The organism is Pseudomonas sp. FG43, from assembly GCF_057809175.1.
On record NZ_JBMDJL010000012.1, the window covers coordinates 1 to 15444 of the forward strand.

The following is a 15444-nucleotide window of genomic DNA, read 5'->3' on the forward strand; positions in this document are numbered from 1 at the left end:
GGCTCGTGCTGAAACGGCAACAGACCCAGCTGTAACAAACGTGGACCCAGAGCACGACGTGCAGCCGGTAAAGACTTCACCAGTGAAACACAGAGCAGGTTTTTAGGAGCGCTGTAATGCCCGAGATAGACATCTATCACTTTTTCCAACAGCTGGTTAATGGCATGACCATTGGCAGCACTTATGCCTTGATCGCCATCGGTTACACCATGGTTTACGGCATCATCGGCATGATCAACTTCGCCCACGGCGAGGTGTACATGATCGGTTCCTACGTGGCGTTCATCGCCATCGCGGGCCTGACGATGATGGGCCTTGGCAGCTTGCCGCTGCTGATCACCGCTGCCTTCGCCGCGAGTATTGTCGTAACCAGTGCCTATGGTTATGCCATCGAGCGTGTGGCCTATCGGCCATTGCGTGGCAGTAACCGGTTGATCCCTCTTATTTCTGCCATCGGCATGTCCCTTTTCCTGCAAAACACCGTATTGCTTTCGCAGGACTCCAAGGACAAGTCGATTCCCAACCTGATTCCCGGCAACTTCGTGTTCGGCTCTGCCAGCACCCATGAAGTCGTGATCTCGTACATGCAGGTGCTGATTTTCATCGTGACCGTGGTCGCGATGCTCGGCCTGACCTGGTTCATCTCCCGCTCTCGTCTGGGTCGTGCATGCCGCGCCTGCGCCGAAGACATCAAGATGGCCAACCTGCTGGGTATCAACACCAACAACATCATTGCCCTGACCTTCGTCATCGGTGCAGCCCTGGCGGCCATTGCTGCCGTGCTGCTGAGCATGCAATACGGCGTGATCAACCCCAACGCCGGCTTCCTGGTCGGTATCAAGGCGTTCACCGCTGCGGTACTGGGCGGTATCGGCAGCATTCCCGGCGCCATGCTGGGTGGTCTGGTACTGGGCATAGCCGAGGCATTCGGCGCTGACGTTTTCGGCGATCAGTACAAGGATGTCGTTGCGTTCAGTCTTCTCGTATTGGTGCTGTTGTTCCGGCCGACCGGCCTGCTTGGCCGTCCGGAGGTTGAAAAAGTATGACCAAGAATCTCAAGTCGGCGTTTTTCAGCGCCTTGCTGGTGCTGGCTGTCGCCTATCCGGTGCTGGGACTGAAACTGGAAATCGTCGGGGTAAACCTGACGGTCATTGGTGCCAGTACCACAACCGTGACAATCATCCTGGCCTGTGCCGCACTCATGTTCGTGCGCGTGCTGTTCCATGAGCAGATATCAGCCGCCTGGCGCTCGTCGCCAAGTCTGCCGAGCGTACCGTCCAAGGCCAGTAACTTCCTGACTCTGCCGAGCACACAGCGCTGGATCATTCTGGCTCTGGTGATGGTCGCGCTGGTCTGGCCGTTCTTCGGCTCCCGTGGCGCGGTGGATATTGCGACACTGATCCTGATCTACGTGATGCTGGGCCTGGGCCTGAACATCGTGGTCGGTCTGGCCGGTCTGCTGGACCTGGGTTATGTCGGCTTCTATGCCGTCGGTGCCTACAGCTACGCCCTGCTCTCTCACTACTTCGGCCTGGGTTTCTGGATCTGCCTGCCGATTGCCGGGCTGATGGCTGCGCTGTTCGGTTTCCTGCTGGGCTTCCCGGTATTGCGCCTGCGCGGTGACTATCTGGCCATCGTGACTCTGGGCTTCGGTGAAATCATTCGTCTGCTGCTGCGCAACATGACCGAATTCACCGGCGGCCCGAACGGCATCAGCAACATTGAAAAACCAACGTTTTTCGGCCTGACGTTCGAGCGCAAGGCGGCTGAAGGCATGCAGACCTTCCACGAGTTCTTCGGCCTGACCTACAACTCGATCAACAAGGTGATCTTCCTCTATCTGGTTGCCCTGCTGCTGGCTCTGGCCGCGCTGTTCGTCATCAACCGCCTGCTGCGCATGCCTATCGGCCGTGCCTGGGAAGCGTTGCGTGAAGACGAAATCGCCTGCCGGGCTCTGGGACTGAATCCGACGGTCATCAAGTTGTCGGCCTTCACCCTGGGTGCTGCGTTCGCAGGTTTCGCCGGTAGCTTCTTCGCCGCCCGTCAGGGTCTGGTGACGCCGGAGTCCTTCACCTTCATCGAGTCGGCAATCATTCTGGCCATCGTCGTCCTTGGCGGCATGGGCTCGCAGCTTGGTGTCATCCTCGCTGCCATCGTGATGATCCTGCTGCCCGAGTTGATGCGTGAATTCAGCGAATACCGCATGTTGATGTTCGGCGCCATGATGGTGCTGATGATGATCTGGCGTCCTCAAGGTTTCCTGCCTATGCAGCGCCCTCACATGGAGCTGCGTAAATGAGCCGTCCATTACTGCAAGCCTCGGGTCTGAGCATGCGCTTTGGTGGCCTGCTGGCCGTCAACGGCGTTGGCCTGACCGTCAATGAAAAGCAAGTCGTGTCGATGATCGGCCCCAACGGTGCCGGCAAGACCACGGTCTTCAACTGCCTGACCGGGTTCTACAAGCCGACCGCGGGCACCATCCTGCTCGATGGCGAGCCGATCCAGGGCCTTGCCGGCCACGAGATCGCTCGCAAAGGCGTGGTCCGTACCTTCCAGAACGTGCGTCTGTTCAAGGACATGACCGCCGTGGAAAACCTGCTGGTCGCCCAGCATCGCCACCTGAACACCAACTTCCTGTCCGGCCTGTTCAAGACCCCGGCGTTCCGCAGAAGCGAACGCGAGGCCATGGACTATGCCGAACACTGGCTGGAAGCAGTGAACCTCAAGGAGTTTGCCAACCGGCCAGCTGGCACTCTGGCTTATGGTCAGCAACGTCGTCTGGAAATCGCCCGCTGCATGATGACCCGTCCGCGCATCCTGATGCTCGACGAGCCGGCAGCCGGCCTGAACCCCAAGGAAACCGAAGACCTCAAGGCACTGATCGGCGTGCTGCGCAACGATCACAACGCCACGGTATTGCTGATCGAGCACGACATGAAACTGGTCATGAGCATTTCCGACCATATCGTGGTGATCAACCAGGGCACGCCTCTGGCCGACGGCACACCACAAGAGATCCGCGATAATCCTGAAGTGATCAAAGCCTACCTGGGGGAAGCGTAAATGCTGCAGTTTGAAAACGTTTCCACCTTCTACGGCAAGATCCAGGCGCTGCACAACGTCAACGTCGAAGTACGCAAAGGCGAGATCGTCACCCTGATCGGGGCCAACGGCGCGGGCAAGTCCACGCTGTTGATGACCCTGTGCGGATCACCTCGCGCCCACAGCGGCAGCATTCGCTACATGGGCGAGGAACTGGTGGGGCTGGAATCCTCGATCATCATGCGCAAGAGCATCGCGGTCGTGCCGGAAGGCCGTCGCGTGTTCGCACGCCTGACGGTCGAAGAAAACCTGGCCATGGGCGGTTTCTTCACCGAAAAGGGCGATTATCAGGAGCAGATGGACAAGGTCCTGCACCTGTTCCCTCGTCTCAAGGAGCGCTTCACCCAGCGCGGCGGCACCATGTCCGGTGGCGAACAGCAGATGCTTGCCATCGGCCGTGCGCTGATGAGCAAGCCCAAGCTGTTGTTGCTGGACGAGCCGTCGCTGGGCCTGGCACCGATCATCATTCAGCAGATTTTCGAGATCGTCGAACAACTGCGCCGTGATGGCGTGACCGTGTTCCTGGTGGAGCAGAACGCCAACCAGGCCCTGAAAATCGCCGACCGCGCCTACGTTCTGGAGAACGGTCGCGTGGTGATGCAGGGTTCCGGGGAAGAGCTGCTGGTGGACCCGAAAGTCCGGGATGCCTACCTGGGCGGTTGATCTTTGGGTGTGGGAGCGGATTTATCCGTGAAGCTTCGCGAATAAATTCGCTCCCACCCTCACAGCCCTTGTGATGAGGCGGCAGGCTGAGTAACGTGGCGGCTCTTATCTGGAGGCCTCCTCATGTCCGCTGTTCGTTCCGCCTTTGTATTCGCTCTCTTGCCGCTGTTCGCCGGGTGCCAGATGCTCGGGCTTCCACTGGGCAAGTCGCAGGATGCGCCCAAGGTGTCTACCGCTGGCATGATCCGCATGCAGGGCGACCTGACCGGTGAAAACGGACAACTGCTGTTCAAACCCTGCCATGAACAACGTCGCTACGTGGTCAAGGATCGCGGCAACACCGGTATCCTTCAGGAAGCCGCCTCGCTGGCCGACAGCAAGGGCCAGGTGTTTGCCGATCTGCGTGGCAACTTCGTTGCCAGCAAGGCCGTCAACAGTGACGGGCAACTCGATCTGTATCAGTTCTATCGCGTCGAACGTACCGACCAGTCCTGCGAAGACCTCAACTTCAAGCGCCTGACCTTGCACGCCAGCGGCAACAAGCCCGCCTGGAACGTCAATGTCGGCGGCAAGGGCATGGTTCTGGAACGTGAGGGTCAGGAAGCGCTGGCCTTCCCCTATCTTGAAGAACAACTGCCCGATGGCAGCTTCAGCGTCAGTACCGAAGCCAACAATCAACGCATCGAACTCTGGGTGACACCTCAACGTTGCGTCGACAGCGTCAATGGATCGGTGCAGCACCTGTCGGCCGAACTGCGCGTCAACGGTCAGACCCAGCGTGGCTGCGGGTATTACGGTGGTTCGCGTAACGATTGATGCGGCATCGGGCCAGCCGACTCGCCGTGACAGGGGTTCAGCGCTTATAATCGCCGGTTCTTGTAGTGCTGTCGGGCTGAACCTGCGGCCCGAAAACTGGACCCCTTAATGTTACGAATCACCGAACTCAAGCTGCCGATCGATCACCCGGACGAAGACCTGCGCGCTGCCCTGTTGCAGCACCTGGGTATCGACAGCAGCGAACTGCTGGACTTCACCCTGTTCAAGCGCAGCTACGATGCGCGCAAGAAGTCCTCCGAGCTGTTCTTCATCTACACCATCGATTTCCAGGTGCGCGACGAAGAAGCCCTGCTGCGCAAACTGGCCAATGACCGCCATGTCGGCCCGGCGCCGGACGTCAGCTACAAAGTCGTGGGCCATGCTCCTGCGGATCTGAAAGAGCGCCCGATCGTGGTCGGCTTTGGCCCCTGCGGGATTTTCGCGGGCCTGCTGCTGGCACAGATGGGCTTCAAGCCGATCATTCTTGAGCGCGGCAAGGAAGTACGCCAGCGCACCAAGGACACCTGGGGCCTGTGGCGCAAGAAGATCCTCAACCCGGAATCCAACGTGCAGTTTGGCGAAGGCGGCGCCGGGACCTTTTCCGACGGTAAGCTCTACAGCCAGATCAAGGACCCCAAATTCCACGGTCGCAAGGTTCTGCACGAATTCGTGAAAGCAGGCGCACCGGAAGAAATCCTCTACGTCAGCAAGCCGCACATCGGCACCTTCCGTCTGACGGGCGTCGTTGAAAACATGCGTCAGCAGATCGAAGCCCTGGGCGGCGAAGTACGTTTTCAACAGCGTGTCACCGACCTGCTGATCGAAGACGGCCAGTTGCACGGCGTAGAACTGGACAGCGGCGAACGCATCGAGTCGCGCCATGTAATTCTGGCACTGGGTCACAGCGCCCGCGATACGTTCCGCATGCTGTACAGCCGTGGCGTGTACATGGAAGCCAAGCCGTTTTCGGTGGGTTTCCGTATCGAGCACCCGCAATCCCTGATCGACCGTGCCCGCTTGGGCAAGTATGCCGGTCACCCGAAACTGGGCGCTGCCGATTACAAGCTGGTGCACCACGCCAGCAACGGTCGTTCGGTGTACAGCTTCTGCATGTGCCCTGGCGGTACTGTTGTGGCGGCGACCTCCGAGCCAAACCGGGTGGTCACCAACGGCATGAGCCAATACTCGCGTAACGAGCGCAACGCCAACTCGGGCATCGTGGTCGGCATTACCCCGGAAGACTATCCGGGCAGCCCGCTGGCCGGGATCGAGCTACAGGAACGCCTGGAATCCCACGCCTTCCTGATGGGTGGCAGCACCTACGAAGCGCCTGCGCAACTGGTCGGCGACTTCATTGCAGGCAAGGCTTCCACCGAGCTGGGCAGCGTCGAGCCGTCCTACAAGCCAGGCGTAAAACTGATGGACCTGGCTGACGCCCTGCCCGCTTACGCCATCGAAGCCATTCGCGAAGCATTGCCTGCGTTCGACAAGCAGATCAAAGGCTTTGCCCAGCATGATGCGATCCTGACCGGCATCGAAACCCGCACCTCCGCCCCACTGCGCATCACCCGCGGTGCAGACATGCAGAGCCTGAACGTCAAAGGCCTGTACCCGGCAGGTGAAGGTGCCGGTTATGCCGGCGGCATCCTGTCGGCAGGCGTGGACGGTATCCGGATTGCCGAAGGGCTGGCACGCAACATGTTGGGGATTGAATAAAATCCATCCGCTGCAGGATCGAATTCATTCGCAAACTCTTCGCGAATGAATTCGATCCTACAAGCCTGCTCGCAGCACACCCTCGGGCAAGGCCTTGCCTTGCTCGGCACAGGCTGCAATACCCTCGATCAGTCCCGCCAGTTCATACCCCTGAGCCTTGAGCCAGGCCTCATCGTAATACGTGCTGGCATAGCGCTCGCCGCCATCGCACAAAATCGCCACAATCGAGCCCTTCTCTCCCGCTTCGACCATCTGCCGGGCCGCCAGCAGCGCGCCGATCAGGTTGGTGCCGCTGGACCCGCCGACCTTGCGCCCCAGTCGCCGGGCCAGGTAATGCATGGCCGCCAGCGACAAGGCGTCCGGCACCTTGACCATGGCATCGATGACATTGGGCAGGAACGAGGCCTCGACACGCGGCCTGCCGATACCTTCGATGCGTGACCCGCACTCCAGACGCAAGCTGGCATCGCCACTGCGGTAATAATCGAAAAATACCGAGCGCTCGGCATCGGCACACAGAACACGTGTAGGGTGCTGGCGATAACGAACGTAGCGCCCCAGGGTTGCGGTCGTGCCGCCCGTGCCTGGGCTAGAGATCAGCCAGCTCGGTTCTGGATGCTTTTCAAAACGCAGTTGCTGAAAGATCGACTCGGCAATGTTGTTGTTCGCCCGCCAGTCAGTAGCCCGCTCGGCATAGGTGAACTGATCCATGAAATGCCCGCCGGTTTCCCGCGCCAGTCTTTCGGACTCGGCATAGATTTGCGTCGGGTCCTGGACCAGATGGCTCTTGCCGCCATAGAAGGCAATCTGATCGATCTTGGCCTGGGAAGTACTCGCCGGCATGACCGCCACGAACGGCAAGCCCAGCAAACGGGCGAAGTAAGCCTCGGAAATCGCCGTGGAGCCGCTGGACGCTTCGATAACCGGCGCTCCGGCCTTGAGCCAGCCGTTGCACAGCGCATACAGAAACAACGAACGCGCCAGACGATGCTTGAGACTGCCGGTGGGGTGACTGGACTCGTCCTTGAAATAAAGCTCCACGCCGGGTAGCCCGGGCAGTGGCAAGGGAATCAGGTGAGTATCGGCGCTGCGCTGGAAGTCGGCTTCGATGATGCGAATGGCTTCACGGGACCAGGGGCGGTTATCGATCATTTACTGACTTCTCTTTCCAAAATATCCGGAAGTTACATAAAGATAATGAGAACGCGATTTTAGGAAATACCCTACAACCAAAACAGGCACAGTTAGGAATTAATAAGTTACATAATTGTTAGACTTCAAAGGCTGCAAACGGGCCGTTACCTTTAGAACCAAAACGAATATAACTTTTGTTTTAACCCTTGCAGGTAAACGGTAGGGTAGCGGGCTTTTCCTTGAAGACCATGGAGCATAACCGCACCGATGCGAAATACGATCATACGTTTCTTTCAACTTGAGGCAGCAGGCGGTTTGCTGCTGATCGCTGCTGCTGCGCTGGCACTGATTATCAACAACTCCCCGTTGTCGTGGCTGTACAACGAATTCCTCAATATTCCGGTAGTGGCACAGATAGGCGCGATAAAAATCGCCAAGCCGTTGTTGCTGTGGATCAACGACGGCTTGATGGCCCTGTTCTTTCTGGTCATCGGGCTTGAAGTCAAACGCGAAGTACTTGAGGGGCATCTGTCCCGCCCCTCACAGATAGTGCTGCCCGGCGCAGCAGCCATTGGCGGCATGGTCGTTCCGGCACTTATCTATTACGCACTCAACAAGGACGACCCGACAGCCTTGGGCGGCTGGGCCATTCCCATGGCCACCGATATCGCTTTTGCCCTGGGTGTTCTCGCGCTGCTCGGCAAGCGCGTGCCGGTATCGCTCAAACTGTTTCTCATGACCCTCGCCATCATCGACGACCTCGGCGCGATCATCGTCATTGCATTGTTTTATTCGGGAGAGCTGTCGAACCTGTCGCTGATATTAGCCGGTGCCGCCATCCTGGCCCTGATCGTGATGAACAGGCTCGGCGTGGCAAAGCTGGGGCCTTATCTGCTGGTCGGTCTGGTGCTCTGGGTGTGCGTACTCAAAAGCGGCGTGCATGCGACTCTGGCAGGCGTGGTGCTGGCATTCTGCATACCGCTGCGCATCAAGGAGGTAAAGGCTTCACCGCTACTGAGCCTGGAACATGGGCTGCACCCGTGGGTCGCCTATGGAATCCTGCCGCTCTTCGCCTTTGCCAATGCCGGTGTTTCGCTGACTGGTGTCACTCTGGACAGCTTCACGCATCCAGTACCGATGGGGATTGCAGCAGGCCTGCTACTGGGCAAGACGCTGGGGGTATTCGGGCTGACCTGGCTGGCGATACAGACCGGTATGGCGAAACTGCCGAACGAGGCGAACTGGGGGCAGGTACTGGGCGTTTCGATCCTGTGCGGTATCGGCTTCACCATGAGCCTGTTCGTCGGCTCACTGGCTTTCGAGTCCGGCACGAGTGATTACGCGGGTGTGGACCGCATGGGCATTCTGACCGGCTCCATACTTTCGGCATTGATCGGTTATGGCGTCATGCTGATGTCTAGCAGGCAACCCAGGCAATAACCGCCATAACGAGAAAACCCGAGCCAGGCTCGGGTTTTCTTTCACAGCATGAAAAACAGATCAGTGCGTCACACGGCTCGTGCCATTGACGGTCATGATGCGAACACGCTCGCCCACACGGAAAATCTCGTTTTCCTGAACCTGCTGTACATAGGCACGCATGCTGCCGTCGTCTTCACGCACGGTGATTTCGACACCCTGAGTACGGGTCAGACCTTCTTCAGTCATGGAACCGAGCAAACCACCAGCAACCGCACCGACTACCGCAGCAACCACGCTACCGCGCCCGCCGCCGATGGCGCTACCGCCCACACCGCCGACAATTGCACCGGCACCTGCGCCGATTGGCGTCTTGGTGCCTTCGATTTTGACAGGTCGCAGAGATTCGACAGTACCCAGGCGAACGGTCTGTACAGTCCTGGCTTCGTCACGGGAGTAGGAATCACCGGTGAGATTCGAGGTACAGCCGCCCAGTGTCAGTGCCATCGCTGTGAACGAGGCGACCAGAAAAGCAGACTTGCGCATAAAGGCATCTCCAAAGGAACAAGTGGCCATTAGACTCCGCGCCATCGGCGCTGTCACTGCCCTGCTCCTGCAATTTAAGTTCATTCAGGCGTCATACAGCGACGTGCCATGTAACGCTATGATGATCTGGTAACAGGATAATTCCCGCCTTAACCTTTAAATAAAAGCTCAGGGCGCCAAACGCTCACGTATCCATTGATCGTCTATCAAACGATAGTTCAAACGATCATGCAAACGGCTTGGACGTCCCTGCCAGAATTCGATCCGCTCAGGTAAAAGACGATAGCCGCCCCAGTGATCCGGGCAATGCGGCTGTGTATCGAGAAAACGCTGCTCCGTCTGTTTGATCATGCCTTCAAGCTGCGCACGATCGGCAATCACCCGACTTTGCGGCGATGCCCAGGCGCCCAGACGACTGCCCAGTGGACGAACCTGGAAATACGCGTCTGACTCTTGCGCACTGACCTTGACCACGCGCCCTTCAATACGCACCTGACGCTCCAGGGTCGGCCAGAAGAAGGTCATGGCTGCAAATGGGCGAGCAGCCAGTTGCTGCCCCTTGGCGCTGTCGTAGTTGGTGAAGAACGTGAAGCCCAGAGTATCCAGCCCCTTGAGCAGCAGAACCCGGCAATGCGGGCGCCCCTCCTCGTCGACTGTCGCCAGCGTCATGGCATTGGCTTCTACAGGTGCCTGCTCGGTCTTGACCGCTTCGTCGAACCATTTGTGGAACAGGGCAAAGGGTTCATCGGGAGCCTGCGCTTCGGTCAAACCATCGCGAGCATAATCACGGCGCATATCGGCCAGGGCTTGGGTCATGACAGGGTTCCTTCACCGAAATAATGCGAAGTCTGACCCGCTCACTCCCCTTCGGGAATGATACGGGTCAGCCAGACGATCAGTTGCTGGCCTGATCGCCGGTTTTCTTGGCTGCGGTCTTGGCAGGAGCATCCTTGGCCGCAGTAGCTTTCTTGGCTGGCGCCGTGGCTTTGGCGGGCGCAGCTTTCTTGGCGGTGGCAGCCTTCGCAGGTGCAGCCTTCTTGGCCGTATCTTTCTTGGCAGGAGCCGCTTTCTTGGCGGGTGCTGGCGGGACAACAGGCTTGACGTCCTGAGTAGCGACCATGGTGGGCGCAGTCGGTGGCACGACATACTTGCTCATCAGCGCAACCATGGTGTCCTGCGGCGTCAGCAGGATTTCCACCCGACGGTTGAGCGAGCGCCCCTGAGCGCTGTCGTTGGCAGCACGCGGCATCACGGCCCCCATGCCGCGCAGGCTCAGGCGATTACGCTCCAGACCACTGAGGCGGAAGATCGCAGCAACGGATTGCGCCCGCTCCTGGCTGATTTTCTGGTTGGCAGCCATGACACCCGAAGTGTCGGCATGACCAAGAACCAGTACGGCAGTCTTGGGATCACCTTCGACGAGCTTGGCCAGACGAGTGATAGGGCCGAGGGTCACTGGCAGCAACATGGCAGGACGGTCAGGGTTGAACGAGGTATCGACCGGCGCGGTAATGGCCAGCAGGTCTTCACGTCGCTCAAGCTCGAACGGGCTGTCCTTGATCGCCGCACGCAGGCGCGGCTCGTACTCGTCGAGCCAGGCCTGGGTGACTTTCGGATCGGGCATGGGAACGGCTTTAGGCTCGTCCTTCTTGCTCTCGCTGCTACCGAACGGCCAGTACCACGGGTTGCTCTTTTCAGTCTTGGCGAGGGAATCAACCACAGCCGCCTTTTGAGGAGCCGGGGCAGACGCCGGAGCAGGAGCTTTTGCTACATCATCCGCTGGAGCATCCTTGCCAAAACCAAACTGCCACCAATGGCTGCCCGTATCGGCAACATCGGCAGAATCGGTTTTAGGGGTTTGAGCACAGCCAGTGACGGCAATACACAGGGCGAGAACGAGACTTTTATTGGATAACATGGATGACCCACAGCAGTATTGATAACAAGGGACGTATGAACTTGGCTACGTCCGTATAACACGCATAAAGACTCAGTTGGAAAAAGAAACCGTCGTACGGTTCCTCTTACACCTCATTAACTGACAGTCGGTATGAAACAAGCACTTATGAGTGATAGTTACTGCAAACACTCACGCAGTGTCCTGACCAGTTTTTGTGCACGGGGGTCCATCAGCACATAAGGCCCCAGCGTGTGAGTGACAAAGCCGAAAGCGACCTCGTAATCGGGATCGGCAAAGCCCACTGAACCACCCGCTCCCGGATGCCCGAATGCTTTCGGCCCCAGGCCGTAAGTGGCGTTGGGCACATTGGGCTGGTCGAGCATGCAACCCAGGCCAAAGCGCGTGGAAGTCATCAGGGTCTTGTCCTGACCGACGCTGTGCTCGCGGGTCAGCTCATTGAGCAGTTCAGCTTCAAGCAGGCTGCCATCGAGCAGGCCACTATAGAAGCCGGCAAGGCTGCGCGCATTGCCATGACCATTGGCAGCCGGTTGCTGCATGCGGCGCCATTCGGGCTTGTTGGTACTGGTCATGATCGACGGCGGATTGGTGAAAGCCTTGGTGGCGATGGCGTCAGGCTCGCGCATGAGTGCTTGCAGCAGGCGCTGGGCAGCGTCGTCCCCCATATTCCCCTTGCTGCGAGCGATATGCGCCACCCGGTCGAATTCCTCGTCGGCCAGCCCGATATGAAAATCGAGCCCGAGAGGCCGTGCGATTCGGGACACGATGGATTCACCCGGCCCACGACCATCGGCGCGACGCAACATCTCGCCCACCAGCCAGCCATAAGTGATCGCCGCATAACCATGCCCTTGGCCAGGAACCCACCAAGGCTGTTCGGCCGCCAGGGCTGCGGTCATGGTGTCCCACTCATAAAGGGCGGTTGCGGGCAGTTGCTCGCGCAGTGCCGGCAGACCAGCCTGATGGCACAGCAACTGGCGCAAGGTGATCGAGCCCTTGCCTGCGGCTGCAAATTCGGGCCAGAGCCGGGCGACGGGTTCATCGAGTTTCAGCTTGCCTTCATCGACCAGTTGCAAGGCGGCAACGGCAGCAAAAGTCTTGGTGCAGGAAAACAGGTTGGCGATGGTATCGCTGTGCCAGGCCTGGGTGCCGTCCTTGTCGGCGGTCCCCGCCCAGAGGTCTATGACAGTTTCGCCACCGACCTGAATGCACAACGCCGCGCCACGCTCCTGCGGGTCGTCGAAAAGCGCGGCGAAAGCTTCACGCACTGCTTCAAATTTAAGCTCGAAATAGCCCTGAATCTGCACCCGCTGGCTCCCGCAAGACTGTTGCCTGAAAAGGCGTGCATTGTTTCAGCGATTGGCGACTTTGGGAACTGCCGCCACCCAGCAGATGCTTCAGGAAATTTCCCGATGAAACGGCGGCAGCGCATTGAGAATGGCCTTGCCGTAACGCTGCGTCACCACGCGCCGATCCAGCAACGTAATGGTGCCGCGATCCGCTTCGGTGCGCAGCAACCGGCCACAGGCCTGGATCAGACGCAAAGAGGCATCGGGCACGGCGATTTCCATGAACGGGTTGCCGCCTCGGGCTTCGATCCATTCCGCCAGCGCGGCCTCCACAGGGTCATCCGGCACCGCGAACGGAATCTTGGCGATGACCACGTGCTCGCAGTATGCACCGGGCAAATCCACACCCTCGGCAAAACTGGCCAGCCCGAACAACACGCTGGAATCGCCGCCATCGACCCGCGCCTTGTGCTTGTTGAGGGTTTCCTGCTTGGACAGGTTGCCCTGAATGAAGACCTGCTTGCGCCAGTCGCGGTCCAGGCCATCAAAGACATCCTGCATCTGTTTGCGGGATGAAAACAGTACCAGCGTGCCCCGTGAACCTTCCACCAGATCCGGCAGTTCGCGAATGATTGCCGCCGTGTGTGCCACCGCATCGCGGGGGTCGGCCTTGAGGTCAGGCACCCGCAGTACGCCAGCGTCGGCATGATGGAACGGGCTGGGTACAATCGCCGTCACTGCCCCCTTGGGCAAACCGGCACGCATGCGATAGCGGTCGAACTTGCCCAGCGCGGTCAGGGTCGCCGAGGTGACCAGAGCGCCATAGGCAATGTTCCAGAGATTGCGTCGCAACATTTCAGCCGCCAGGATCGGGCTGGCATTGACCTCGATATCGAACTGCGCGCCGCTGTCGGCCAGGGTCAGCCAGCGCGCCATCGGCGGGCTGTCTTCCGGGTCTTCGGCGGTAAAGGCGGTCCACAGCTCCCAGTTGCCATGGGCACGGGCCAGCAGGCTGCCGAACAGCGGATACCACTCTTCGGCCTGATGACTGGCAATGCCGATATTCACCTCGCCATCCATGCCGTCCTTGAGCAGTTCGGTCAGGCGCGTGAACAGATCGTCCAGCCGCGCAAAGCCCTTCTTCAGCTCAATCCCCATCTCGCGAATATGCTCGGGAATGACACCGCCGACAAAACGATGGCGCGGGCGCTCACGCCCCTGCATGTCTTCACCGGCGCGGAAATCGGCCAGTTGCTCGCAGGCACCGAACATGAATTGCTGATGTCCCTTGATCTCACGCGCCAGTTCGGGAACCTGTTCGATCAGCTTGCCCAGATCGCCGGGCAGCGGGTGCTGGGCAAGCAGCTTGGCAAGGTTCTTGGCTGTCTGCTCCAGCCAGTCGGCCGTGGAGCGCAACCGGGTGTAGTGGGCAAAATGGCCGATGGCCTTGTCCGGAAGGTGGTGAGCCTCGTCGAACACATACATGGTGTCGCGTGGGTCGGGCAGCACGGCACCGCCACCCAGCGCCAGATCCGCCAGCACCATGTCGTGGTTGGTGACAATCACGTCCACCTTGCCCATACCTTCGCGGGCCTTGTAGAACGCACACTGCTGGAAGTTCGGGCAATGACGGTTGGTACACTGGCTGTGGTCGGTGGTCAGACGGGCCCAGTCCTGATCGGCCAGTTCCTGAGGCCAGCTATCACGGTCACCATCCCATTTATTGCCGGCCAGCTTCTGGAGCATGCTGGTGAAAAGCTTCTGGCTGGCTTCATCGACCTCGATCTTGAAGCCCTCTTCCTCGAACAACTGCGCAGTGGCGTTGGTCGCATCGCCTTCCTGCAACAACATGTCGAGTTTGGACAGGCACATATAGCGCCCGCGCCCCTTGGCCAGAGCAAAACTGAAGTTCAGGCCGCTATTGCGCATGAGGTCGGGCAGATCCTTGTAGACGATCTGCTCTTGCAGGGCGACGGTTGCCGTGGCGATGACCAGCCGCTTGCCCGCAGCCTTGGCCGCGGGGATAGAGGCGATGGCATAGGCTACGGTCTTCCCCGTACCGGTGCCCGCCTCCACCGCAACCACTGCCGGGTCGCCAGAACGCCGTCCCTCCTCATCGGTCTCGACATCGCCCAGCACCTTGGCGACCTCTGCGATCATCAAACGCTGGCCATAGCGAGGCTTGAGGCTCTTGGCTTCGAGGAAACGCGAGTAAGCGCCCTGTATCTGGGATTTTAATTCGGTACTGATCATTGGCTCGGGTTCGGCGGCACGGCAAAAAAGGCTGGATAAATTTTCAGTGGTTCCAAGTGGGCGCTATCATACCGCGCTAAATCCATCCGCGCAGAACGGAGTACCTGATGACTGCTTTCGCCCCTGTCTACACACTGCATGTTCTGGCTGCCCTGGTCTGGGTTGGCGGAATGTTTTTCGCCTGGATGGTCCTTCGTCCGGCTATCGGCGCGGCACTGGAAGGTCCGCTGCGTCTGAAACTGTGGCTTCAGGTGTTTCCACGGTTCTTCGTCTGGGTCTGGGCAGCTATCGTGGTCTTGCCCATTACCGGCGTCGGCATGATCCAGTTGAACTTCACCAGCTTCGAGACAGCACCACGTTATGTGCAGGTCATGATGGGGCTGTATGTAGTGATGGTTGCACTGTTCTTGCGTATCCAGTCGTTACAGCTCCCGGAGTTGCAACGCGCAGTGGAGGCCGGACAGTGGGCCGAAGGTGCCGCTGCATTGGGCAGGATCAGGCGTCTGGTGGGGATCAATCTGATCGTTGGCCTGACTGTAGTTGCAATTGCGGCGGCCCGGCCGACTTTCTGAAAGGAAAAATCTGTCT

General features: G+C 59.2%; 14 protein-coding genes. 8 read left to right on the forward strand and 6 right to left on the reverse strand.

From position 1 onward, the window contains the following. Window positions 1-116: 116 nt before the first annotated feature. The 6 genes from livH (at window position 117) to ACODS3_RS15325 (ending at window position 6297) form a co-directional block, all read left to right on the forward strand. Entirely contained in the window at window positions 117-1046 is a 930-nt protein-coding gene (gene livH, locus ACODS3_RS15300) for a high-affinity branched-chain amino acid ABC transporter permease LivH (RefSeq protein WP_025261446.1), read from the forward strand. Further along, window positions 1043-2299: a high-affinity branched-chain amino acid ABC transporter permease LivM gene (locus ACODS3_RS15305; RefSeq protein WP_201000068.1), complete on the forward strand. Its 1257-nt coding sequence runs from the start codon at window positions 1043-1045 to the stop codon at window positions 2297-2299. The genes livH and ACODS3_RS15305 overlap by 4 nt, the downstream gene beginning before the upstream one ends. Then, window positions 2296-3063: a high-affinity branched-chain amino acid ABC transporter ATP-binding protein LivG gene (gene livG / locus ACODS3_RS15310; RefSeq protein WP_201000069.1), complete on the forward strand. Its 768-nt coding sequence runs from the start codon at window positions 2296-2298 to the stop codon at window positions 3061-3063. Before ACODS3_RS15305 ends, livG begins: the two co-directional genes overlap by 4 nt. After that, window positions 3064-3765 (forward strand): ABC transporter ATP-binding protein, encoded by a 702-nt coding sequence (locus tag ACODS3_RS15315; RefSeq protein ID WP_489035070.1) that lies wholly within the window; start codon window positions 3064-3066, stop codon window positions 3763-3765. Between the two features lie 123 nt (window positions 3766-3888). Continuing rightward, complete coding sequence (locus ACODS3_RS15320; RefSeq protein WP_489035072.1) at window positions 3889-4581, forward strand: COG3650 family protein; 693 nt, start codon at window positions 3889-3891, stop codon at window positions 4579-4581. A gap of 108 nt (window positions 4582-4689) precedes the next feature. Beyond that, window positions 4690-6297: an NAD(P)/FAD-dependent oxidoreductase gene (locus tag ACODS3_RS15325; RefSeq protein ID WP_489035074.1), complete on the forward strand. Its 1608-nt coding sequence runs from the start codon at window positions 4690-4692 to the stop codon at window positions 6295-6297. Between the two features lie 57 nt (window positions 6298-6354). Here the strand turns inward: ACODS3_RS15325 and ACODS3_RS15330 are convergent, their stop codons facing one another. Further along, window positions 6355-7449: a PLP-dependent cysteine synthase family protein gene (locus ACODS3_RS15330; protein WP_201017322.1), complete on the reverse strand. Its 1095-nt coding sequence runs from the start codon at window positions 7447-7449 to the stop codon at window positions 6355-6357. Between the two features lie 249 nt (window positions 7450-7698). Here ACODS3_RS15330 and nhaA point away from each other — a divergent pair, with 249 nt between their 5' ends. After that, window positions 7699-8871: a Na+/H+ antiporter NhaA gene (gene nhaA / locus ACODS3_RS15335; RefSeq protein WP_304574954.1), complete on the forward strand. Its 1173-nt coding sequence runs from the start codon at window positions 7699-7701 to the stop codon at window positions 8869-8871. 60 nt (window positions 8872-8931) lie between these two features. Here nhaA and ACODS3_RS15340 read toward each other — a convergent pair whose 3' ends face one another. From ACODS3_RS15340 to dinG, 5 genes are all read right to left on the reverse strand, one after another. After that, window positions 8932-9396, reverse strand: coding sequence for an outer membrane lipoprotein (locus ACODS3_RS15340; RefSeq protein ID WP_201000075.1), 465 nt, complete (start codon window positions 9394-9396; stop codon window positions 8932-8934). Between the two features lie 168 nt (window positions 9397-9564). Then, window positions 9565-10212: a pyridoxamine 5'-phosphate oxidase gene (pdxH, locus tag ACODS3_RS15345; RefSeq protein ID WP_201017324.1), complete on the reverse strand. Its 648-nt coding sequence runs from the start codon at window positions 10210-10212 to the stop codon at window positions 9565-9567. 79 nt (window positions 10213-10291) lie between these two features. Then, window positions 10292-11314 (reverse strand): OmpA family protein, encoded by a 1023-nt coding sequence (locus ACODS3_RS15350; protein WP_489035077.1) that lies wholly within the window; start codon window positions 11312-11314, stop codon window positions 10292-10294. 158 nt (window positions 11315-11472) lie between these two features. After that, the gene (locus ACODS3_RS15355; protein WP_201017326.1) at window positions 11473-12621 is read right to left on the reverse strand and encodes a serine hydrolase domain-containing protein; all 1149 of its coding nucleotides are present in this window, start codon (window positions 12619-12621) and stop codon (window positions 11473-11475) included. A gap of 90 nt (window positions 12622-12711) precedes the next feature. Then, window positions 12712-14856 carry an ATP-dependent DNA helicase DinG gene (gene dinG / locus ACODS3_RS15360; protein ID WP_201017327.1) on the reverse strand — a complete coding sequence of 715 codons (2145 nt, stop codon included), beginning with the start codon at window positions 14854-14856 and terminating at the stop codon, window positions 12712-12714. Between the two features lie 107 nt (window positions 14857-14963). Between dinG and ACODS3_RS15365 the strand changes: the two genes are divergently transcribed. Further along, window positions 14964-15428 carry a CopD family protein gene (locus ACODS3_RS15365; protein WP_489035080.1) on the forward strand — a complete coding sequence of 155 codons (465 nt, stop codon included), beginning with the start codon at window positions 14964-14966 and terminating at the stop codon, window positions 15426-15428. Window positions 15429-15444 lie beyond the last annotated feature (16 nt).